Raw genomic sequence first — 21,854 nt, 5'->3', positions numbered from 1 at the left:
TAAGCGTAAGTGAGTTGAAACACGCGGTGGCAGTCACGGCAGCGAAATCTGTCATAGCCTTTAGGGTTCTGACCATGGCGGTAAACCTGAACAGACTGACAACGGGGACAATGAACGTTAACGCTGGCCATAAGAGAACCTCAAAAGCCCGCATTATACATCAGATTCAACCAATTAGAGGCATCACCGGCTATTGCTGCCTGACGACCAGCAAGAATATCCAGTGGAAAAGCAGATTAACCAATGGGGAATATGATTATATACAGATGCGACAGCTTCAATTCCGCTGGGGTGACTTTTTCCTGAGACAGCAAATAATCAAAACGCGACAATCCGGACGTTTCAGCAAGGGCTTACGGACAGTAAAAGGGGGATGGCGTTTGGTGCCCGGGGCGGGACTTGAACCCGCACAGCCTAATGGCCGAGGGATTTTAAATCCCTTGTGTCTACCGATTTCACCACCCGGGCATGGGTGTTAAGTGGAGGCGCGTCCCGGAGTCGAACCGAGGTGGACGGATTTGCAATCCGCTGCATAGCCACTCTGCCAACGCGCCTTTACTGCTGTTTCTCCGTGGGGAGAAAATATCTGGAGCGGGAAACGAGACTCGAACTCGCGACCCCGACCTTGGCAAGGTCGTGCTCTACCAACTGAGCTATTCCCGCACTATGATCAGATGTTTTTCAACTTACTGATTACATTGGCTTCTTACGACAAGGCTGCCGTTCGATGCGTTGCATTCTACTGACCTGTGCGTTTGAGTCAATAAAATTATCCCTGATGTACTTCTGTTTGCTGTTTTTTAAAGCGCTTCGTTTACCCTGCGAACAAATCGCTACGCGCCGCATTCAGGTACTGAAACATTGACCAGAAGGTCAGCACTGCTGCGATATAAAGTGCAACTATTCCTGCGCCGGTTATTATCTCATCCGGACGCCACAGCAAACCAACCAGCGCCAGCATTTGCGCCGTGGTTTTCACTTTGCCAATCCAGGAAACGGCGACACTGCTCCGCTTGCCGATTTCCGCCATCCATTCCCGCAATGCAGAAATAATAATCTCGCGGGCGATCATCGTTGCCGCCGGCAACGTCACCCACCAGACGTGAAAATGTTCCGCCACCAGCACCAGCGCGATAGCCACCATGACTTTATCTGCCACCGGATCAAGAAATGCGCCAAAACGCGTGGTCTGCTTCCACAGACGCGCCAGCCAGCCATCAAACCAGTCAGTGATTGCCGCCACGACAAAAATCAGTGCGCAGGCAAACGGCGCCCACTGAAATGGCAGATAAAATGCCAGCACAAAAAACGGGATAAGAATCACGCGAAACAAGGTCAGCAAAGTTGGAATATTAAAAGGCATAAATTAGCTAACTGTCTGGACAGAGTAGGAATTACAAGTATGTTGCTACATTGTCCTGGGGGTTGCAACGATTAGTGTTTCAAAGACCAGTAGATTTTTTCCGCCAGCGCATGAGAAATTCCCGGCACGCGCGCAATTTCCTCGACGGTGGCATTCATCAACGGTTGCAGGCCCCCCATGTATTTCAGCAGGGTTTGCCGCCGCTTTGGCCCCACGCCGTCAATGGTTTCAAGCGTGCTGGTCTTTTTCACTTTTGCGCGTTTATTTCGATGACCCGAAATTGCATGATTGTGAGAGTCGTCACGAATATGCTGAATGACATGTAACGCCGGCGAGTCCGGCGGCAGTGAAAAACCTTCGCCTTCCGGCTGGAAGAAAAGCGTTTCCAGTCCAGCCTTGCGGTCACTGCCTTTTGCCACCCCCAGTAATAAAGGATGGTTTTTATCCCAGGCAACATCCAGTTCAGCAAACACATTTTTTGCCTGAGCCAGCTGCCCTTTTCCGCCATCTATCACAATCACATCGGGGATTTTGCTTTCATCCAGCGCTTTAGCATAGCGACGACGTAACACCTGGTTCATCGCAGCATAATCATCACCAGGGGTAATATTGCTGATGTTATAGCGACGATACTCACTGCGTACCGGACCATTGGCGTCAAATACCACGCAGGACGCAACGGTCTGCTCTCCCATAGTATGGCTGATATCAAAACATTCCATGCGGCGAATCGCCGGCAGATTTAACGCTTCAGCAAGGCTGGCCAGACGCTGATGAATAGTTGACTGTTGTGCAAGGCGGCTGGCCAGCGCCGTGGCGGCATTAGTGCGAGCCAGTTTAAGGTAGCGAGCACGATCGCCACGCGGCTTTGACTGGATATTCACTCGCCGTCCAGCCATTTCACTCAGAGAAGCCGCCAGCAACGCTTTTTCCGGCAGCAGGAAATCGAGTAAAATCTCTCCCGGCAGGGTTCTTGCCTGACTGCCCTGCAGATAAAACTGGCCGACAAAAGTTTGTACTACTTCTGCCAGATCGGTTCCCGTCGGTACTTTGGGAAAATAGCTGCGACTGCCCAGTACCTTACCCTGACGAATAAACAACACGTGCAGACAGGCAATGCCGGCATCATAACTGACGCCCATCACGTCAAGATCGTCACCCTGATTGCTGACAAACTGTTTCTCCGTCACCCGCCGTACTGCTTGTATCTGATCACGCACCCTGGCCGCTTCTTCAAACTTCAGCGCCTCGCTGGCTCGTTCCATACGCTCAACCAGCTGCTTCATCACCTGGTCATCTTTGCCGGAAAGAAACAGCCGCACGTAATCCGTTTGCTGACTGTACTCTTCTTCCGTCACCAGGCCGGCGACACAAGGACCGAGACAGCGGCCTATCTGATACTGCAGGCAAGGTCGCGAACGATTGCGATAAACGCTGTTTTCACACTGACGAACCGGGAAAATTTTTTGCAACAGCGCCAGCGTTTCACGCACCGCATAGCCGTTAGGAAACGGGCCAAAATATTCGCCTTTCGCCTGCCTGGCGCCGCGGTGCATCGCCAGTCTGGGATGGGGGTCTGCGCTAAGAAAAATATAGGGATAGGATTTATCATCGCGCAACAAAACGTTGTAGCGCGGCTGATAAAGCTTAATGTAGTTGTGCTCCAGCAGCAGAGCTTCCGTTTCAGTATGTGTGACGGTGACGTCAATATGGCTGATATTTTCTACCAGCGCTTCCGTTTTACGGCTGCCAACCTGACGACGAAAATAGCTGGAAAGCCGTTTTTTTAAATCTTTTGCTTTACCGACATAGATAACCGTATCGGAGCTATCGTACATACGGTAGACACCCGGCTGACTGGTGACTGTTTTCAGAAAAGAATTGGCGTCAAACACATCTATTCACTGTTCATCAATGATTCTGCATTAAGCATACCATGACGAATAGCAAGATGCGTGAGTTCAACATCACCGCTGATATTGAGTTTGCTGAACATGCGATAACGGTAACTGTTAACGGTTTTAGGGCTGAGATTAAGCTGTTCTGAAATGTCCGTGACCTTCTGACCACGGGTAATCATCAGCATGATTTGCAGCTCACGCTCGGAAAGACAGCTAAAAGGCGATTCGCCCTTATCCGGTTCAATCTGACTGAGGGCCATTTGCTGCGCAATATCAGAGGCAATATAGCGCTGCCCGGCATGTACCGCACGAATAGCATTAATCATTTCCTGTGGTGCAGCACCCTTGCTTAAATAGCCGGATGCACCGGCCTGCATGACTTTCGCCGGTAAGGGATTCTCAGTGTGAATTGTCAGCATAATAATGCGGGCATCCGGATTATAACGGACGATTTTGCGGGTTGCTTCAAGCCCACCAATCCCCGGCATATTCATGTCCATCAGCACCACTTCCACGCGGTTGGCACGGCACCATCTGACGGCGTCTTCGCCGCAGCTTACCTCACCAACAACACGCATACCTTTGACATCTTCCAGGATACGCCGTATTCCGGCGCGCACTAGTTCATGGTCATCAACAAGAAGAACGCTGATCAAACAGGACACTCCGGGCAAAAAAACAGGCTTCAGCCTAAACCCTAATTTTACCCTTTTTTTAGAAAATATTGCACTGAGAAAATTATCACAAAACATTTTACGACTAAAACGGACGCTGGCAAAAAGTTGTTTTATTATCACACGCGATTCGCAGCGCGTTCATTCCCTTTTAGCCGAAAAGCTTACCCGGAGAATTATAAATAATTTTTATGATAATCAGCCAGTTAAATTAAATTTAATTTAATTTAATTTAATTTACTAATCAGCTAACTTTTTGACCAAAAGTCAGGTTTAGCGTTAATTCACTTTTTGTTTTTCATCATTTAAGAAAAATATACATTTCTCATAGTTAACTTTCTATTTGCCCAGCTTTTATTCACTCATCCAGCCAACAGGTTAGCTGCATTGATGCTTGTGATATACTCAGCGTTACCGTTGTGGATAACAAAGCAAACACGCGATAACATCAGGTCTTAAGGAACTTTTATGATACACCACGATTTTTCTACTCAGCAGGATGTTCAGGCGCTGGCAAACGAAGTTGCTGGCATGAAAGCACTGGTGACGCTCATCCTGAAAGGCATGGGGCAGGCCGATGCCGGCAAAGTCATCATCAATATGGAGCGCTATATCAACACGCTTAGCGATCCTGCCCAGGCTGAGGTGTTAAGCACCACGGTTCAACAAATTAAACAGGCTTATCGCCAGTAGAATTTTTCGTGGCCCATTGATTTTTCAGTGATGTTAAGTCAACGTAACGTTACACACTGGCTGCTTAACTGAGAAACAATGGGCTTGTTGCTGAAGGCGCTGCTTGGCGCGGGCGTGGTTGTGCTAATCGGGCTGCTATCACGAAGTCGTAACTATTACATTGCCGGGTTAATTCCGCTTTTTCCTACCTTTGCTTTAATCGCACACTATATTGTTGGCAGTGAACGCAATCTGGACGCCCTGCGCAACACCATTATCTTCGGCATGTGGGCGATTGTGCCCTATTTTGTTTATCTCTTTGCGCTTTACTGGCTTGCCGGGATCTGGCGACTACCTCTGGCGCTGGCAGGTGCCGTCATCTGCTGGCTGGTCGCCGCCTGGCTACTGATTATGCTGTGGGTAAAGTGGCACGGACAAGCTTAACGCTGATGACGCCGCCAGTTTACCGATACGCCCAGAGACGGCAAAACCTCTTCCGGACGGAAACAACGTGAGGTCGGAAACATTTCAGCCAGTACCGGTTGTTTCACCGGAATGCGGATAGCAAAAAGATGCTCTTCAGACTGAAGCTGAGCAGATGCCACCGGGCTATAGTCAATCTGATAACGGCTAAACAGCTCTTCAAGTATCGGCGTTGCCGCGCAAATTACCGCCTGTTTTCCGCACTGTTGCGCCAGCTGCAGCGCATGCCAGAGAAGTTGTAACGGCAACAGCGGATCCACCTCGATCCGGGCCGAGAAGCGCGACATCTCGCAAGCCACGACTGGCGCAGCCCCCTGGTGAAAAGCGCGCTGACTGCTATCCGGCGTTCTTTGCCAGGGAATTAACCGCACGCAACCGCATATCCCGGTTTGTGGGTGCCATGCGATCAGCCAGTTTACCGCAGAGCAGTCGAAGCGATCATATTCCTGACCAGGCGTATATAATCGTGATGGAACAGACCAGCCATTATCACCGCTAAAAATACGGTAGCGATAGCTTCCAAGCTCAGCCAGTAATGATGAAGGCATGTCACTCAATCTGGTCTGAATAATTTTCATCATACACCCCTGTCACTTTCCCTTTAAAAATCCTGCATGACAGAACATCCCGCCTTACTATTGCTTCGGGTCATATCCTGACAACAGCTGACGGATAATCTGCCGATGAAGATCGGCAATACCCTCGTCCGACCCACACCTTTCCCGATGACCAGACTGGTTTGTGCTGCCTAATCAGGATGCAACACGCCCGATTCAAAAAATAATCATCAGAAGCACATGATGATCAGTGTATTTCATGGTCACCAATAGCTTAAAAAAACCGCTGCTGGAAAAGTAATGGCAAAAGCATCTTGTTGGCCTGGCTATCTCATGCGCGTTAATTTTGCTTAATTGCGCGATTTCGCCAGTTAAGGATAACGCCGGTTGCATTTCAGAATGCCAGTTAAAATAGCCTTGCGCTGACCCAGCGGATTTTCCCTGACAAACTTTAGCGACATGATGCTTGTTTATATTTTTGTTTTAACCCGGCACAGTCTCTGAAAAATAACGCCGGACATACAATAAAAAGGCTTTGCCTCTCTACACCATCCCAACGGGGACAACGGCAATAGTCCTATCTTATCACTGCAACAATCCGCAACTAAACTGGTACAAAAAAACGCCAGACCTGACCTTGTTATGCCATTTGTCGGCAACAATCAGAATAGGATTTTTCTTATTAGCATTCAATGTTTCTGTTGTATATCCGAACAAAGTAAGCCACTATTTTTTTGCACTATTTTGTCTGTTTTTTTCTCTTTTATTGTTAACTCCCCCTACTGATAAATGATAAAATTATGATAAATATCATCTATTTTCACAGATACCGTTAATTTGACTTTTCAGTAAAAGATTAATATTTATTTATTACTGTCAGTCTGATACGCCGCAGAATACGCGGTATATTTGTAAGAAACTCTGAAGCAAAAGTGACAAGCTGAACACAGCAGCGTAATCACACCCGGTTTTAGCGGGTGAATGCCCTAAATCATAATAATAACATATTGAATAATATATAAATTATGGTCTTCTTTTAAATAAGGACATAACAATGCTGGATAAAGTCGCTATGCTTTTTCTGCTGCTTGGCGTATGTACCGCGCTGATGATTGTTAAAGATGCGCTGCGCAGACCGGGCGTCTCCCCGCTTATCACTATTGCCTGGACAATCGGCGGATTTTATATGCCATTTATTGGCTGGCTGGCCTGGTGGCATTTCGGACGGACGCGCAATAGTCGGACAGTGCTTTATCCTCATCGTCCTGATTTACGTCGCGCCACACCCGCCGGAGTTTTTATATCAACTTCACTGACCGCCAGCGGTTGCGTTGCGGGGGCCATGCTGGCCCTGGCGCTATTACCCCTTTTTAGTCAGGTTATGCCTGATTCACCACGACTTTGCCACGCAATCTTTTCATCGCTGCTGTCGCTCCTTATTGGCTGCATTATGCAGATACTTTATCGCCGGCAAAGCCATCAGCTTTGCTGGGTACCAGCCGGAATAGCGCTAATAAAAAACGATCTGCTTTCAATAATTGCCTGGCAAGCCGGCATGTTTCTCTATTTGGAACTGGCAGTACATTTCCTGTTGCAGGACACTCTCTGGCCAAACCAATTAGCATGCTGGTTTATGTTACAGATAGCGTTCTTTAGTGGATTTGTTTTTGCCTGGCCGGTTAATAAAACGCACCTGGAGAAAGGGCATCACCCTTCGGCATAAGCTCAGTGACAAAAACCATAGCCACCGGTACCAAAATGAAAATGGCCGGCGTGTGCCGCATTGTAATCTGGCCCCAGCGCAGTGCCAAAAAAACCACAGCTTTGCTGGAAAATCTCTCTGAGCCAGCGTCCGCGCCGATCCTGTTGCTCCCATGTTCCGCTAACCGGGATACGCATTCCTCGCGCCAGTTGAAATGCCGATATATCCAGCGCATCCGCCGTGGCATGCTCGCTGATCCGTCCCTGATCCCGGTGATAAATATTGCGACAGGCATAGCTGCCCACATGCTCAATCTGCGTTACCGGCGCAGAAAATTGCCTTATCGCACTGGGTTCAACGACCTGTATCACGAAACGGACACTGCTCAGTGCCAGTGGACAGCTGGCAAGGAAACTGCTGCTAAAGCTGATGCCACCGATACGTTCAATCCGCAGCGGCATACTGAGCGGACACCCCCCTGCAACCGCCGGTGCCACAGTGAAACGAATATATCCCTGCGCACGCGCCTGGTTCAGTTGTGCCAGACAGGCTGTCGGATCTCGTTGTAATTTTGCCATTTTAAAACGCGCGATTATTCCCGCTGGTTCGGTGATGCTTAACGGCGCAAAAGGATTCCAGCGTACGGGCAGATGAAACTGACCGCCGGGCACTATCCCCAGCAGAACAATCAGCAATACGGTGATTAACACAACTTTAGCCATCCGGCCTCCGTTATATGGCTGATACCCGTATTAGCATAGCGGCATCCGCTTTCTTTTTACTGTTTTCCTCCCTGCGGTGCGATAAGCTTTTCCTGCAGCAGGTCCCGACACTGGCCGGTAAAAGAATACAGACATTGGTTTGCATGTCGATTAAGCTTTATTCAGATATCACCCCAACGTTTATTTTAACTTATTGCACTGATATCACCGGCACGGCGGGCCTGTGCAGCGATAAGAATCAGAAAAACGACGACAGCATCATCGACAGGAGCAGAGAATAATTATGGACGATACCCGCAGCACGCCGGCTGAAAACAATGACCAACATGGACTTCGCCGTAATTTACATAACCGCCACATTCAGCTAATGGCGATTGGCGGGGCTATCGGCACCGGCCTGTTTATGGGGTCCGGCAAGTCTATTTTCCTGGCGGGTCCATCAATCATTTTTGCTTATATGATTATTGGATTTATGCTGTTCTTTGTTATGCGGGCGATGGGAGAGTTACTGTTATCTGACCTGCAATATAAATCTTTCATCGATTTTGCCGCCGATCTGCTCGGCCCCTGGGCTGGCTATTTCACCGGCTGGACCTATTGGTTCTGTTGGATTGTCACCGGCATTGCTGAAGTGGTTGCCATCAGTGCCTATTTACAATTGTGGTTCCCCGGTTTCTCTGTCTGGCTAAGTACCTTAATCTGTGTGGTGGTTTTACTGACGCTAAATATCGTAGCGGTAAATCTGTATGGCGAAATGGAATTCTGGTTTGCCATCATTAAAATCATTGCCATCATCTCGCTGATTATCACCGGTATTGTGCTGGTGCTGATGCATTTTCCTTCGCCTGGTGGTGGCCATGCTGCATTGAGCAATATCTGGCATTACGGCGGCTGGTTTCCTAAAGGTATCAGCGGTTTTTTAGCCGGGTTTCAGATATCCGTATTTGCCTTTGTCGGTATTGAGCTGGTGGGTTCAGCCGCCGCCGAAACCCGCGATCCGCTCAAGCTATTGCCGCGCGCTATCAACGCCATTCCTTTGCGGATCATTATGTTTTATGTCTGCGCGCTGATTGTCATTATGGCTGTCACACCCTGGCAACAGGTTGTCGCCGATCGCAGTCCATTCGTGGAAATGTTTATGCTGATTGGTTTACCGGCAGCAGCCAGCATCGTCAACTTTGTCGTACTGACTTCGGCCGCCTCTTCGGCGAACAGTGGGATCTACTCCACCAGCCGCATGCTGTATGGCCTCGCCCGGCAGCGGGTTGCCCATCGCATTTTCGGCAAACTGTCACCCCGCGCCGTTCCCACCCACAGCCTGTGTTTTTCCTGTTTGTGTTTGCTGGGTGGCGTTGCCCTGATTTATCTGATACCGGATGTCATGACAGTGTTTACCCTGGTGACGACCGTGGCAGCCATACTGTTTATGTTTGTCTGGACAATTATTCTTTGCTCTTACCTGGTTTATCGGAAACAGCGTCCGGCACAGCACGCCACCTCAGTATATAAAATGCCGCTCGGCCCCATCATGTGCTGGGTTGTCATGGCGTTCTTTATTTTCGTGCTGGTGTTGCTAACGCTTCAGGATGATACCCGCAGGGCGTTGATGGCTACCCCACTGTGGTTTGTTATCCTGGCCATTGGCTGGTGGCAGCGACGCAATCAATAATCACCACCGCAATTCAGAAGCGCGACATCAGCTTTCGCCATGCATGAGCCAGTGGAAACCGGTCGGACGGTAAGCGTGAAGGCCGTATCGAAGAGTTTTGCAACGGCGCGGGCCCAAGGTCGAAGGTGAAAGGATATTGTGGCGCTTCCCCCATGCGCAGATCGGTAATCTGCACCCGGCCATGCAAAAGGCCGATGGAAAAAAAACCATGACTGAACCAGGCAATACGATCAACGTACCAGTTACCTTTCAGACGCGCATACAGCGCCATATCACGGGGATAACGTTTGAACACCAGCGGCTTATGCCGGTCTAACAACGAAAAGTATGCTTCACCATATTCGTTGCCCTGCAGCCGGACCAGTCGCCATTGCAGGGTGTTGAATGCGGTCGGCGTTACCAGCAGCGGAGCCGGCTTTTCGCCTGCCGCGGCCAGCTGCTGAGTGACCTGTTCACTGACCCAGCTCTGCGCCACCACGCTCCATGCCAGATAAAGCCCTGCCAGCATCATACCGCAAGCGTTATAGCGTAATCCCCTGGCATTACGCAGCCACAGCGCGCTGACACAGCCCACCAGCAGCGGCAGGGTAAACAGCGGATCAATAATAAATATGCTGCCAATGCCAAATGGCCGGTCGGTAAACGGCAGCCCCAGCTGGGTGCCGTAAACGGTAAAAACATCCAGCAACGGATGGGTAATCAGTGCCAGCCAGACAACCAACCAGCAGCGACCAAAAAGTGCTGGCTGGCGCTTGCATAACGTCACCAACCCTGCTGCCAGCGGCGAAAACAGGGTCAGCCAGAACAGTGAGTGGCTCCCGGTCCGGTGTAAGGTCATATTGCGGATCGCATCACCGTGATCAATCAATATATCCAGATCGGGCAGCGTACCGCAGACGGCCCCGACCAATGCAGCCTGGCGAAGAGGTAATTTGCCACCCGCAACTGCCATGCTGACGGAGGCTCCCAGTAAAAGTTGTGAAACGGAATCCATCTCTTTTTCTTTCTCCGGGTTGTCAGCCGTTCAGCGCGTATATGTGCCGTGAATAGTCATAAAATGAAATAATGATGAGGTTCCCTTGTCATCAGAGCCCGGGCAACCCATAGTGATAAGACTTGTCTGATAATAGCAAACCAATGACAACTTACCTAATCAGGTGTAACGCGGCATGCAGCAAGCTTTTACTGCGGGCACCGCGTACAGGGATAGCCATAGCGGCACCACGCTAACCACGCGGCGAACAGCAACAGGATAAAGGGATCGCCGCTGACTTTTCCGCGCTGACGAACGTCAGCACCACACCTTTACGCATTTGAGTAACATTACCCCCGCGCCGATGACATGATCAGCCCCCCTGTTATGCGTTCTGCCCGGCAACCCAGGCAGCCAAGACTTGTCTGAACATCACAACGCCGACGGTAAGCAGATAAACCGTCTCTCTTTGAACAAATAGCCAATACCGCGATAGTGCGCACGGTATCATCGCTGACAGCGTAACTTTCTTTTGTCGGTGTGACACGGCAGGCCAGGCGGTTTTATCCCCCTTCTTCTATACTGGAGGACAGCGCTATTCTTAAACAAAACATGGAGTGAATCATGGCAAAACTGCTGGTACTTTATTATTCAATGTATGGACATATTGAAACTATGGCGAACGCCGTAGCGGAGGGGGCAAAGCGTGTTCCGGGCGTAGAAGTGACCATCAGACGCGTGCCAGAAACCATGGACGCACAACGCTTTGCCCAGGTAGGCGGCAAAACCAATCAGCTGGCGCAGGAAGCCACCACCGAAGAGCTGCCGAACTATGACGCGATTATTTTCGGCACCCCCACCCGCTTTGGCAATATGAGCGGACAAATGCGTACTTTCCTTGACCGTACCGGCGGACTCTGGGCCTCTGGTGCACTGTATGGCAAGCTGGCCAGCGTTTTCACCTCAACCGGCACCGGTGGCGGTCAGGAACATACAATCTCCTCGACCTGGACGACCCTGGCCCACCACGGCATGGTTATTGTGCCTATCGGCTACGCAGCAAAGGAACTTTTTGACGTTTCTCAGGTACGCGGTGGAACCCCTTACGGCGCCTCAACCCTCGCCGGCGGCGACGGTTCCCGTCAGCCGACAGAAGCTGAACTTAACATTGTCCGCTATCAGGGAGAACACGTCGCCGGGCTGGCGCGCAAACTTAAAGGATAAACCCAACGGGAGAACCAAATATGGCCACGCAACAATCAAAAGCTCACCACGTTGGCGAATGGGCCTCTCTGCGCTCAACGTCTACGGAAATTGCTGAAGCTATCTTTGAAGTCGCCAACTATGATGAAAAACTTGCCGAAGAGATTTGGCAGCAACAAGGAAATGATGAGGTGCTGTTTCGTGCTTTCAATAAAACCGACCGTGATGTTCTCACCTGGGACAGTATTCCGGTAGAGCGTCGTAACGTCTGAGCGATCGGCACCTGACCAGCCCTCGGAAGAGGGCTTTTTCATTCCCTGCATGCAATCAATAAGGAGCCAACATGCCTTATCAAAGCATTAATCCTGCCACCAATACGCTGATAAAAACCTGGCCTGAGCATAACAACCAACAGGTTGAAGCTGCACTGGCCACCGCTGATGCGCTCTACCACTCCAGCTGGTGTAAAGGCGATATTTCGCCACGATTGCAGGTATTACATAAGCTTGCTGAGTTAATTGAATCGCAGGTGGATGAACTGGCTGCCATTGCCAGTCGTGAAATGGGAAAACTTATCAACCAGAGCCGGGGCGAGGTACGTCTTTGCGCCCGGATTGCCCGTTACTATGCCGACAATGCTGAAAAATTCCTCGCACCTGTGCCCTATAGCAGTGATTTAGGTGACGCCTGGGTTGAACATCATCCGATTGGTGTGCTGCTCGCCGTTGAACCATGGAATTTTCCCTATTATCAGCTGATGCGCGTACTGGCACCTAACCTTGCCGCGGGTAATCCGGTGCTGGCAAAACATGCTCCCAACGTGCCGCACTGCGCCAGCCGCTTCGCTGAACTGGTTGAGCAGGCCGGAGCGCCAGCAGGCGCCTGGACTAACCTTTTTATCAGTGATCAACAGGTAAGTCAGCTGCTCGCTGACGCGCGTATTCAGGGTGCCGCCCTGACCGGCTCAGAGCGCGCAGGTAGCGCTGTCGCCGCTCAGGCAGGAAAACACCTGAAAAAAACCACTCTTGAACTTGGCGGTAACGATGTGTTTGTTGTTCTGGATGACTGCGATCTCGATAAAGCGGTCACAGCCGGTGCCAACGCCCGGCTCAGCAACTGCGGCCAGGTGTGTACCGCAGCCAAACGCTTTCTGATCCATGAAAAAGTAGCCGATCTGTTTATCGAAAAATTTATTGCAGCTTTCAACGGGGTTCGTATTGGCGATCCGCTGGATGAACAAACGACCCTTGGGCCGCTCTCTTCTGCATCAGCCCGCGCACGGCTGGAAAAGCAGGTTGAACAGGCTTTAGCGCACGGCGCCAGACTGATAACCGGTGGCGCAGCAGTTCAGGGGCCAGGTTGTTTTTATCAGCCCACCATTCTCACTGATATTCACCGGGATAATCCGGCGTGGTATAGCGAATTTTTTGGTCCGGTGGCCCAGCTGTATATTTTTAAAGATGACGATGAGGCTGTAGCTATTGCCAATGACTCTCCTTTTGGCCTCGGCGGGGCAATTTTTTCCTCTGATATCGCCCGCGCACGGCGTATGGCCTCCCGAATCGAAACCGGTATGGTTTATATCAACTCCGCCAGCGATACCGCAGCGGAATTACCTTTTGGCGGTGTTAAACGTTCTGGTTTCGGTCGTGAGCTATCTGACCTGGGTATCAAAGAGTTTATTAATCAGAAACTGGTGGTGGTCAGCCACGACGGCTAACCACACCTGACACAAAAAAACCGCCCCGGAAGGGGCGGTATCAGAGTATGTACAACATCTGAATCGATTACTGGCCGCCAGCACCTTCAGTTGCTTTCACACTGACAGAAGCCGACGCGTTGTTATCTGCCGGGACTTTCTGCTGGCTGGCTTTGTCTGCCGCAGCTTTATCAGCAGCGGCTTTATCGGCGGCAGCTTTCTCCTGCGCGGCTTGCTCCGTAGCTGCCTTATCGTCAGCGGCTTTCTGCTGGGTGGCCTTTTCGGCAGCAGCCTTATCGGCAGCGGCTTTCTGCTGGGCGGCCTTTTCGGCAGCAGCCTTATCGGCAGCGGCTTTCTGCTGGGCGGCCTTCTCGGCAGCCGCCTTATCGGCAGCGGCTTTCTGCTGGGCGGCCTTCTCCGCAGCCGCCTTATCGTCAGCGGCTTTTTGCTGGGCGGCCTTCTCCGCAGCCGCCTTATCGTCAGCGGCTTTTTGCTGGGCAGCCTTCGCTGCGGCGGCGGCGGCATCAGCAGCCGGCTGCGGCGCCATCGCGGTATTCTGCAACGCAACATTCAGCACATTAACAAACTGATCCCACGGACAGTAACCATTGGCATCTGGCTGACAGCCATTCATTTGTAATGTTACCCGCTGAGGCGGCGCATCAAGACTGAGCGGCAGTGCGTTACGCAGCTGTTCAGTACTCTGATAGACATATTCAACCTTCGCCAGGTCGCGGTTAGCTTTTTTATCATGCCAGCGTTCAAATACCAGCATGCCGCCAATGGGTGTCTCTTCATTCTGAAGCGGCAGGATATAAGGTTTAAAATCAAGCGCCGTCAGAACCGAACCGATATTAGAATCATGTCCGACCATTAACGTTACTTTAGGCGCGCTGTCTTTATCCTGGTCTACCAGCATACTGCGCATATAATCAAGCAGCGGTGCCGCAACATTGCGGGCAATCGCCGGCGTGCCGAATAATGTGTCCTGGTAAGCATTTTTGATCGCTGACAGCGCTTTCCACTGTTCTGCAGTTTTGATTTGTCCCCAGGCAACCTGATCCAGCGGCATCCCTTCGTAATACTGCAAGGTAAAGGCATCAACCAGTGCATTAGCCGTACGCAGCGGACCGCTGACTCCTGGCTCTTTGCCGTTGTCCGCCGTAAATTTATTCTGCTCACTATCGCTAAGATCACATTTTTTCTTGCCGCTGCACTCAGGTGACGTTCTGTAGTCGATGATTTTTTCCAGACGTTGTAAAGCCGGCTTCAGCGCCAGCTTTTTATCTGCATCGGCTAAATCATTAAGGGCCTGTTTGTGGAAGTCGGCATTACCGTTGGTGATCACCGGGTTAAAAATCGGGTCCATCGCGCCCATTTCATCCTGATGGGATACCGGCACATCACAACCGGGGAAGGCACCAGTGATAAAGTATTGCGCGGTTGCCAGGGTGCGTTGCAGGCTATTGGCGTAAGCATACACCGTGTTATCTGTCGGACATTCTCCGGCTTTAATCAGCCCTTGCCTGACCAGCCATTCGCGCGTGTAATTCCCCATATACACTTCGAGAATGCCCCCCTTTGTGGTCAGCTGACCACCAGGTACCTGCCAGGACGGCCAGCTTTTCTTTGTCGCCTGCTGTAATACGCTGCCGTTATTGGCCAGTGGCGCACGCAGATTATGACGACTCAGCATCAACACCTGCTCCAGCTGATAATCTCCGTCAGCACCCCAGGCTGTGCCGACAGACAGTGCGGCGCAAACTGAAACTGCGCACAAATTTATATTTTTAATCATAACGTTATTCCATTTTAGTGGCGATAACATCCTGACCTGTCTGGTCGGGCTTTGCCGTCTCGCAGCAACCCCGAATATCGTTATCCTCACCCAGAGCAGAACCATCAGGTGTTTGAAATATTGAAAGCATGGAGAATATAGCAGACTCTCCTGTTACGGGTTTAGCCCCGTTGGCACCTTGAAAAGCAACAAGATGTTATCCGCAAAGCCGCCTGGCCCTTATCAGGGCCACCGATGCATCATAATGCCAAAATCTTTACGCTTAAACAGTGAAAAACCGCTGTATCGCCCGATTTTAGTGGATGCCAAAATATCTCAGCATGGCAGTCACTGCCGCCGCTGCAATAACAACCACAATCAGCGACTACCGTGCCAGCGCCAGCAGCAGGCCTGCCACAACGCCAGCGACGCGGGCACTACCCGCAAAATGGCCATTCTGCAGAAAAGTGGCCATCACCGCCACGGTAACCAGCAAAACTGTAGCCGCATCATTTAGCAGCTGACGGCTGTTTTCCCCCAGAGCCAGCCGGTTTCCTAAAACGACGCCGGTCAGCCGAATCAGATAGGTTCCGGCTGCCAGTGCGACAATACCGGCAACGATCCACCACGGATGGGCCATCATGATGTTTTATCCCTTATCAGTAAACCACTCAACGCGCAGAGTACCGGTAAGCCAACCGGTAAAAAAGGCGAAAGAATCAGTGCGATGGTCACACCACTGAGCGCAGAAATCAGCGTCTGCCGGTTTTTCAGCGCTTGCAACGTCAGCGCCAGCAAAATAGCCGGAAATACGGCATCCAGCCCGATGGAAGCAGGATCCGGGATAATTTGCCCAATCACCCCACCCAAAACCACACACAATGGCCAGATGAGGAAAATGCCCATGCCACACAGCCAGAACGCAGCCCTGGCCCGCCGCGGCGATTTTTGCGCCAGCCCGACTACCACGCTCTCATCATTCATAATGTGATAGCCAAGATAACGCGTTGCTGAACGTCCAATTAAATCTTTCACTGCCATACCAAAAGGCAAATGACGGGCGTTGACTAACAGGCCGGCAACCACTGCAGCGGCAATACTACCGCCGCCACCAACAATGGTTACAAAGAGAAATTCTGACGCCCCTGCCAGCACCAATACCGACAGCGCAGCCGCCACCCACAGCGGAAAACCATAGCTGGTAGCAGTCGAACCATATGAAAGACCGAAGATACCGTCGGCAAGACAAATTAACAGAATGGATTTTAACAGTTTTTTATTGATATAACGTACACGCATCCCTGCCACCACATGAAGAACACCAATCAGCAGTCATAATGAACACTACGGAATTGGTTTTCAATGCATCCAGACCGTTCAATGCGAAATAATAATGCTTTCATCGATTCTGGCACGTTTTTCAGCCAGCCAGCGTGACGGGGCATCAGATTGCCCGACGACGGTTTCCAGGCAGTAATCAATAAAAAACCCCGTGCTGTCAGGCAGCACGGGGCGCAATATCTGGCGGAGGAGGAGAGATTCGAACTCTCGAACGGTTTCCCGTCGCCGGTTTTCAAGACCGGTGCCTTCAGCCACTCGGCCACCCCTCCGCATATCATCATGTTTTCAGCGATGATGGCGCGGGAGTATACTCAGGCCAGCAATCTTTGCCAATCTATTTTTATTGTACTTTCCGCCGGTTGCACAATGCTTAACCTGCCCGCATTAGCTTACGTGGCAAAGCACCCGTCAGGCTGCGGAACGCGTGACAAAAGAAAAACCCCATACTACAGCGTAGTATGGGGTTGATATCTGGCGGAGGAGGAGAGATTCGAACTCTCGAACGGTTTCCCGTCGCCGGTTTTCAAGACCGGTGCCTTCAGCCACTCGGCCACCCCTCCGTAATGAGGCGCACTATAAACATCCCCTGAAAATATGTAAAGGCTGTTTTGTTCTGGTTGCCTGAAAAACAGGCGATTAGCGGTTATTTGTCGCTATTATCACCAGACAAAACACCGTGACTCCTTTTGCTTACGTAAGCCACGGGTAAAGAAGGGTAAAACGGCTTTCCCTGGTGCCTGACGCTTCATATTCTTAACCTGGTTTGGTGACTCATAGTGAGGCATTGTATGGAACGCATTATTACGTCTTCACGCAGCCGGTCGTTACTCAGCAGCCACCGGGTGCTACGCAATACCTATTTTCTTCTTGGCCTGACGCTGGCATTTTCCGCTGTTACCGCCACAGCCAGCACTGTTTTCGCTTTACCGGCTCCCGGACTGATTCTGATGCTGGTCGGCTTTTATGGCCTGATGTTTCTTACTTACCGGCTGGCCGATCGCCCGGCGGGAATTCTGGCGGCGTTTGCCTTTACCGGTTTTCTCGGTTACTGCCTTGGGCCAATTCTTAACAGTTTCCTGATGGCGGGCATGGGCGATGTTATCGCGCTGGCGTTAGGCGGAACGGCGCTGGTATTTTTCTGCTGTTCAGCCTATGTACTGACCACACGCAAAGATATGTCCTTCCTGTCAGGCATGCTGATGGCCGGTTTTGTGGTGCTGCTGCTGGCAGTTATTGCTAATCTGTTTCTCAACATCCCGGGCCTGCAGCTTGCCATCAGCGTGATGTTTGTTATGTTCTCCTCTGCCGCTATTTTATGGGAAACCAGTAACATCATTCAGGGCGGAGAAACAAACTACATTCGCGCCACCGTCAGCCTTTACGTCTCTATCTATAATATTTTCATCAGCCTGCTGAGCATTCTCGGCTTTACCCGCAGCAACTGATTCGAACAGTCTGTTATTGTCTGAATAAAGCCCCGTCCGGGGCTTTATTTTTGCCGGCAGCAAAATTTGTTACACTTGCAGAATCTCAACCTTCTGAGGTGATGTTGTGATGGTTGCCGAAAAAGAAATTGCCCGTGATGCTAACGGTTATCTGAAATCTGTCGATGACTGGACGCCGGAACTGGCCGCCATGCTGGCGGCGGAAGAAGAAATTACCCTTAGCGAGGCGCACTGGGAAGTGATTGATTTTGTGCGCGCATTTTACCTTGAGTTTAATACCTCCCCTGCTATCCGCATGCTGGTTAAAGCAATGGCACAAAAGTATGGTGAAGAGAAGGGAAACAGCCGTTATCTGTTTCGATTATTTCCGCAGGGACCGGCCAAACAGGCAACAAAAATTGCGGGTCTGCCCAAACCGGTCAAATGTCTCTGAAGATTAATGCGTGGTAAAGCGTTCGGGTATCTGCTGCGGCTGATAAGGCTCTGTCAGTACCCGTTCTACCTGGGCAGTACGCGGTCCGCCGGCTTTCAGCCAGTCAATCAGACTATCAACCTGTGTCGCCTCTCCCCATGCCAGCACTTCAACGGAACCATCTTCCAGATTACGAGCGTAACCCGTCAGACCGTATTCATTTGCCTGCTGCTGGGTACTGTAACGAAAGCCAACCCCCTGTACTCTGCCATAAACCCAGGCACGCACCCCTTTTTTTGCCATGACGATCTCCTGTATGCCCATGCATTGATTTTTACACGCGTCAAACCGACAATACGGCCTGTTTTTCTTAAAATAAGCATAGCAAATGTCAGCACGATTAATTCTTGCCAAAGGACGTGAAAAATCCTTACTCCGCCGTCATCCGTGGGTTTTTTCCGGCGCCATCGCCCGCACTGAGGGTAAAGCCGCCGCCGGAGAAACTATCGACATCTGTGATAGTCAGGGAAACTGGCTGGCCAGAGGTGCATTTTCTCCGCAGTCTCAAATCCGCGCTCGCGTCTGGAGCTGGGATGCCGATGAATCTATCGATAGTGCTTTTTTTGTCCGCCGCCTGCAACAGGCGCAGCGCCTGCGTGACTGGCTGGCCAGCCGCGATAATCTCGACAGTTATCGCCTCATTGCCGGTGAATCTGACGGACTGCCTGGCATAACCGTTGATCGCTTTGCTGGTTTTCTGGTTGTGCAACTGCTTTCTGCAGGTGCCGAATATCAACGTCCGGCGCTGATTTCTGCACTGCAGCAGTGCTATCCCGCGCTTTCTATCTTTGACCGTTCTGACGTAAGCGTACGAAAAAAAGAAGGTTTAGCTTTAAGCCATGGACCGATCTGCGGCGAATTGCCGCCGCCGCTGTTAACCATTAACGAGCACGGGATGAAACTGCTGGTGGATATCCAGCACGGACACAAAACCGGTTATTACCTCGACCAGCGCGACAGTCGCCTGGCAACCCGCCGTTATGCCAGCGGTAAACGCGTACTCAACTGTTTTTCTTATACCGGGGGCTTTGCGGTTTCCGCCATGCTGGGAGGCTGTGAGTCGGTTGTCAGCGTCGATACCTCGCAGCCTGCGCTCGATATTGCCCGTCAGAATATTGAACTCAACGGGCTGGATAGCGCAAAAGCACAGTTTATTCGTGACGATGTATTTAAGTTGCTACGACGCTGGCGCGAACAAGGTGAACAATTCGATCTTATCGTGCTGGACCCGCCAAAATTTGTCGAAAATAAAAACCAGCTGGCCGGCGCCTGCCGCGGTTACAAAGATATTAATATGCTGGCTATGCAACTGCTCAGTCCGGGCGGCATGCTGCTGACCTTTTCCTGTTCAGGACTGATGCCCACTGAGCTGTTTCAGAAAATTATCGCCGATGCCGCAGTAGATGCACAGCGTGATGTACAATTTATAGAGCAATTCCGTCAGGCAGCGGACCATCCTGTTATTACCAGCTATCCTGAGGGACTGTACCTCAAAGGCTTTGCCTGCCGGGTAATATGACTTGAAAAATATTGCCCTGCCCTTATATAAGCGTCAGGGCAATATTGAGTGGGAGGTCATAATGATTGCCAGTAAGTTTGGTATTGGCCAACAGGTCCGACATAAAATGTTAGGTTTTCTCGGCGTGGTGGTTGACGTCGATGCTGAATATTCGCTCGATAAACCGGCATTTGAAGATGTTGCCGGCAGCGAACAATTACGAACCTCACCCTGGTATCATGTGGTGATGGAAGACGAGCTGGGTCAGCCTGTGCACACCTACCTGGCAGAAGCGCAGCTTGCCTGGGAAACCCAGGCAGAACATCCGGAACAGGCATCTCTGGATGAACTGGCCGACTCGATCCGCAGGCAGCTGCAGGCCCCTCGCCTGCGCAACTAACCTGCTATCTACGGCTGACAGCCAGCTGTCAGCCTGCTGTCAGCCCGCTGTCTTCTCAAGGCCCAGACGCGGAATTTCAATTTTCGGACAACGATCCATTATCACCGTCAGCCCAGCATCTTTTGCCAGTATCGCTGCCTGTTCATTAATAACCCCCAGCTGTAACCATAAAGTTTTCGCGCCAATAGCAATAGCCTGCTGAGCGATCTGAAACGCCGCCTCGGCATGACGGAACACGTCTACAATATCCACCGACTGTGGAATGTCAGCCAGCGAGCCATAGCCCATCTGTCCTAACAATCTGCGGCCTGCCAGTTTCGGACTCACCGGAATAACCTGATACCCCTGAGCCAGCAGATAGGCCATCACGCTATAGCTGGGTCGGGCTGGATTGTCACTGGCGCCCACCAAAGCCACGCTATGACTGGTGCTCAACACCGTTTTAATCAGCTTGTCATCCATTTCCCCCCCTTTCTGTGCCGGTTATAGCTGAGTGTATGCCAGGCGGCTAAATCAGGCGAAATACTTCACCCGAACAGCATCGATAACCTATTTATCGCGCCAGCAAGTATGTTTAAATGTTACTATATCGTCATAATGAAAAAATTAGATACAATTAAGACCGTGAAGGCCTCGAATTGGAGAAACCATGAAATCGCGTATCTGGTGCGCAGGTCTGTTAATGTTATCAGTCAGCATGGCGTTGCAGGCAACCACGCTGAAGCTGGCACCAGACGTTGACTTACTGGTGCTCGACGGCCGTAAAATTTCAGGTTCATGGCTAAAAGGCGTCGACGGTATTGAGCTGGAACCAGGACAGCACCAGCTGCTTTTCCGCGTCAATAAAACCCTTAATGTCAGCGGGCATACTACAAAATATCTTTCCGTGCCGTTTATTGCCACTTTTGTTGCAGAAACGAAATCTGTCGCCATTGGACTTCCCACACTGAAAAGCAGCGATGATGCCAGAAAGCTGGACAGCACGGCGAACTTTCAGCTTTTTAATGAGCATAATCAGCTAATTGCCAGCCAGCGCGACACGCTGACGCTGTCAGCCGGCGACGATGCCGAGCAGCTCATGATTGCCTATAACCGCGCAAATCATGCCGCGTCAGTCCCCCGCTTTGCGCTCAATCCGCGTACGGTGGAACCGTTATCACCGTCGGCGAAAAGTATTGTACTGAATAAGTTAGCGGATACCGCCGTGTTGTATCGCTGGTATATGCAGGTTGACACTGCAACCCGCCAGCATCTACGCCGTCTGTTTAAAGCACTTCATGCCAGTTGAACCGGGTTGCCACAG

At 51.0% G+C, this 21,854-nt stretch carries 24 protein-coding genes and 5 tRNA genes; 12 read left to right on the top strand and 17 right to left on the bottom strand.

Annotation, left to right across the window (positions count from 1 at the left end):
* The 7 genes from BL249_RS11715 to uvrY form a co-directional block, all read right to left on the bottom strand.
* The coding region (locus BL249_RS11715; protein ID WP_342633895.1) for an IS1 family transposase at window positions 1-131 on the bottom strand (131 nt) is incomplete at its 3' end.
* Window positions 132-381: 250 nt separating this feature from the next.
* Window positions 382-468: transfer RNA gene (locus BL249_RS11710), tRNA-Leu, on the bottom strand.
* A gap of 12 nt (window positions 469-480) precedes the next feature.
* Window positions 481-554 (bottom strand) — tRNA-Cys (locus BL249_RS11705).
* A gap of 33 nt (window positions 555-587) precedes the next feature.
* A tRNA-Gly gene (locus BL249_RS11700) sits at window positions 588-663 on the bottom strand.
* Window positions 664-814: 151 nt separating this feature from the next.
* Window positions 815-1,363, bottom strand: a complete 549-nt coding sequence (gene pgsA, locus BL249_RS11695) for a CDP-diacylglycerol--glycerol-3-phosphate 3-phosphatidyltransferase (protein ID WP_099705308.1) — start codon at window positions 1,361-1,363, stop codon at window positions 815-817.
* A gap of 71 nt (window positions 1,364-1,434) precedes the next feature.
* Window positions 1,435-3,264: an excinuclease ABC subunit UvrC gene (gene uvrC, locus BL249_RS11690; protein WP_099705307.1), complete on the bottom strand. Its 1,830-nt coding sequence runs from the start codon at window positions 3,262-3,264 to the stop codon at window positions 1,435-1,437.
* Window positions 3,261-3,920 carry a UvrY/SirA/GacA family response regulator transcription factor gene (gene uvrY, locus BL249_RS11685; protein ID WP_099705306.1) on the bottom strand — a complete coding sequence of 220 codons (660 nt, stop codon included), beginning with the start codon at window positions 3,918-3,920 and terminating at the stop codon, window positions 3,261-3,263. Before uvrY ends, uvrC begins: the two co-directional genes overlap by 4 nt.
* Before the next feature lie 486 nt (window positions 3,921-4,406).
* Between uvrY and BL249_RS11680 the strand changes: the two genes are divergently transcribed.
* Together BL249_RS11680 and BL249_RS11675 are read left to right on the top strand one after the other, a co-directional pair.
* Window positions 4,407-4,631 (top strand): DUF2594 family protein, encoded by a 225-nt coding sequence (locus BL249_RS11680; RefSeq protein ID WP_099705305.1) that lies wholly within the window; start codon window positions 4,407-4,409, stop codon window positions 4,629-4,631.
* 78 nt (window positions 4,632-4,709) lie between these two features.
* Complete coding sequence (locus BL249_RS11675) at window positions 4,710-5,054, top strand: GlpM family protein (protein WP_099705304.1); 345 nt, start codon at window positions 4,710-4,712, stop codon at window positions 5,052-5,054.
* Here BL249_RS11675 and BL249_RS11670 read toward each other — a convergent pair.
* Window positions 5,051-5,671 carry an acyl-homoserine-lactone synthase gene (locus BL249_RS11670; protein ID WP_099705303.1) on the bottom strand — a complete coding sequence of 207 codons (621 nt, stop codon included), beginning with the start codon at window positions 5,669-5,671 and terminating at the stop codon, window positions 5,051-5,053. The genes BL249_RS11675 and BL249_RS11670 overlap by 4 nt on opposite strands.
* A gap of 1,033 nt (window positions 5,672-6,704) precedes the next feature.
* Here BL249_RS11670 and BL249_RS11665 point away from each other — a divergent pair.
* The gene (locus tag BL249_RS11665; RefSeq protein ID WP_099705302.1) at window positions 6,705-7,373 is read left to right on the top strand and encodes a DUF4396 domain-containing protein; all 669 of its coding nucleotides are present in this window, start codon (window positions 6,705-6,707) and stop codon (window positions 7,371-7,373) included.
* Window positions 7,374-7,375: 2 nt separating this feature from the next.
* Here BL249_RS11665 and BL249_RS11660 read toward each other — a convergent pair whose 3' ends face one another.
* On the bottom strand, window positions 7,376-8,074 hold the full coding sequence (locus BL249_RS11660) for an extensin-like domain-containing protein (protein WP_199073467.1): 699 nt from the start codon (window positions 8,072-8,074) through the stop codon (window positions 7,376-7,378).
* A gap of 283 nt (window positions 8,075-8,357) precedes the next feature.
* Between BL249_RS11660 and cycA the strand changes: the two genes are divergently transcribed.
* Window positions 8,358-9,743 (top strand): D-serine/D-alanine/glycine transporter, encoded by a 1,386-nt coding sequence (gene cycA, locus BL249_RS11650; protein ID WP_099705300.1) that lies wholly within the window; start codon window positions 8,358-8,360, stop codon window positions 9,741-9,743.
* A gap of 13 nt (window positions 9,744-9,756) precedes the next feature.
* On the opposite strand, the gene BL249_RS11645 is transcribed toward cycA, so the two are convergent.
* A complete protein-coding gene (locus BL249_RS11645; RefSeq protein WP_099705299.1) occupies window positions 9,757-10,737 on the bottom strand; it encodes a metal-dependent hydrolase in 981 nt (326 codons plus the stop codon).
* 603 nt (window positions 10,738-11,340) lie between these two features.
* On the opposite strand from BL249_RS11645, the gene wrbA reads away from it, so the two are divergent.
* The 3 genes from wrbA to BL249_RS11630 all read left to right on the top strand — a co-directional run bounded on the left by wrbA (window position 11,341) and on the right by BL249_RS11630 (window position 13,639).
* Complete coding sequence (wrbA, locus tag BL249_RS11640; protein WP_099705298.1) at window positions 11,341-11,940, top strand: NAD(P)H:quinone oxidoreductase; 600 nt, start codon at window positions 11,341-11,343, stop codon at window positions 11,938-11,940.
* 20 nt (window positions 11,941-11,960) lie between these two features.
* Window positions 11,961-12,191 (top strand): YccJ family protein, encoded by a 231-nt coding sequence (locus BL249_RS11635; protein ID WP_099705297.1) that lies wholly within the window; start codon window positions 11,961-11,963, stop codon window positions 12,189-12,191.
* A 71-nt stretch (window positions 12,192-12,262) separates the two neighbouring features.
* Window positions 12,263-13,639 carry an NAD-dependent succinate-semialdehyde dehydrogenase gene (locus BL249_RS11630; RefSeq protein WP_099705296.1) on the top strand — a complete coding sequence of 459 codons (1,377 nt, stop codon included), beginning with the start codon at window positions 12,263-12,265 and terminating at the stop codon, window positions 13,637-13,639.
* A 67-nt stretch (window positions 13,640-13,706) separates the two neighbouring features.
* Here the strand turns inward: BL249_RS11630 and agp are convergent, their stop codons facing one another.
* From agp to BL249_RS11605, 5 genes are all read right to left on the bottom strand, one after another.
* On the bottom strand, window positions 13,707-15,416 hold the full coding sequence (gene agp, locus BL249_RS11625; protein ID WP_099705295.1) for a bifunctional glucose-1-phosphatase/inositol phosphatase: 1,710 nt from the start codon (window positions 15,414-15,416) through the stop codon (window positions 13,707-13,709).
* A gap of 364 nt (window positions 15,417-15,780) precedes the next feature.
* Window positions 15,781-16,038: an AzlD domain-containing protein gene (locus BL249_RS11620; protein WP_342633903.1), complete on the bottom strand. Its 258-nt coding sequence runs from the start codon at window positions 16,036-16,038 to the stop codon at window positions 15,781-15,783.
* Window positions 16,035-16,694: an AzlC family ABC transporter permease gene (locus tag BL249_RS11615; RefSeq protein WP_099705294.1), complete on the bottom strand. Its 660-nt coding sequence runs from the start codon at window positions 16,692-16,694 to the stop codon at window positions 16,035-16,037. The genes BL249_RS11620 and BL249_RS11615 overlap by 4 nt, the downstream gene beginning before the upstream one ends.
* A 223-nt stretch (window positions 16,695-16,917) precedes the next feature.
* Window positions 16,918-17,005: transfer RNA gene (locus BL249_RS11610), tRNA-Ser, on the bottom strand.
* 203 nt (window positions 17,006-17,208) lie between these two features.
* Window positions 17,209-17,296 (bottom strand) — tRNA-Ser (locus BL249_RS11605).
* A 228-nt stretch (window positions 17,297-17,524) separates the two neighbouring features.
* On the opposite strand from BL249_RS11605, the gene yccA reads away from it, so the two are divergent.
* Window positions 17,525-18,181, top strand: a complete 657-nt coding sequence (gene yccA / locus BL249_RS11600) for an FtsH protease modulator YccA (protein ID WP_099705293.1) — start codon at window positions 17,525-17,527, stop codon at window positions 18,179-18,181.
* Between the two features lie 109 nt (window positions 18,182-18,290).
* Window positions 18,291-18,614 (top strand): TusE/DsrC/DsvC family sulfur relay protein, encoded by a 324-nt coding sequence (locus tag BL249_RS11595; RefSeq protein WP_099705292.1) that lies wholly within the window; start codon window positions 18,291-18,293, stop codon window positions 18,612-18,614.
* A gap of 3 nt (window positions 18,615-18,617) precedes the next feature.
* Here BL249_RS11595 and yccX read toward each other — a convergent pair whose 3' ends face one another.
* Window positions 18,618-18,896 carry an acylphosphatase gene (yccX, locus tag BL249_RS11590; RefSeq protein WP_168174276.1) on the bottom strand — a complete coding sequence of 93 codons (279 nt, stop codon included), beginning with the start codon at window positions 18,894-18,896 and terminating at the stop codon, window positions 18,618-18,620.
* A gap of 85 nt (window positions 18,897-18,981) precedes the next feature.
* On the opposite strand from yccX, the gene rlmI reads away from it, so the two are divergent.
* Complete coding sequence (gene rlmI / locus BL249_RS11585; protein WP_099705290.1) at window positions 18,982-20,172, top strand: 23S rRNA (cytosine(1962)-C(5))-methyltransferase RlmI; 1,191 nt, start codon at window positions 18,982-18,984, stop codon at window positions 20,170-20,172.
* 61 nt (window positions 20,173-20,233) lie between these two features.
* On the top strand, window positions 20,234-20,551 hold the full coding sequence (gene hspQ, locus BL249_RS11580) for a heat shock protein HspQ (RefSeq protein WP_099705314.1): 318 nt from the start codon (window positions 20,234-20,236) through the stop codon (window positions 20,549-20,551).
* A gap of 39 nt (window positions 20,552-20,590) precedes the next feature.
* Here hspQ and BL249_RS11575 read toward each other — a convergent pair whose 3' ends face one another.
* The gene (locus tag BL249_RS11575; protein ID WP_099705289.1) at window positions 20,591-21,013 is read right to left on the bottom strand and encodes a CoA-binding protein; all 423 of its coding nucleotides are present in this window, start codon (window positions 21,011-21,013) and stop codon (window positions 20,591-20,593) included.
* A 187-nt stretch (window positions 21,014-21,200) separates the two neighbouring features.
* Here BL249_RS11575 and BL249_RS11570 point away from each other — a divergent pair, with 187 nt between their 5' ends.
* Entirely contained in the window at window positions 21,201-21,839 is a 639-nt protein-coding gene (locus BL249_RS11570; protein WP_099705288.1) for a YccT family protein, read from the top strand.
* Window positions 21,840-21,854 lie beyond the last annotated feature (15 nt).

Source organism: Erwinia sp. OLFS4 (assembly GCF_002752165.1).
Lineage (GTDB): Bacteria > Pseudomonadota > Gammaproteobacteria > Enterobacterales > Enterobacteriaceae > Izhakiella.
The sequence above is the reverse complement of the archived record's forward strand: the minus strand, read 5'-3'. Positions and strand labels throughout refer to the sequence as shown.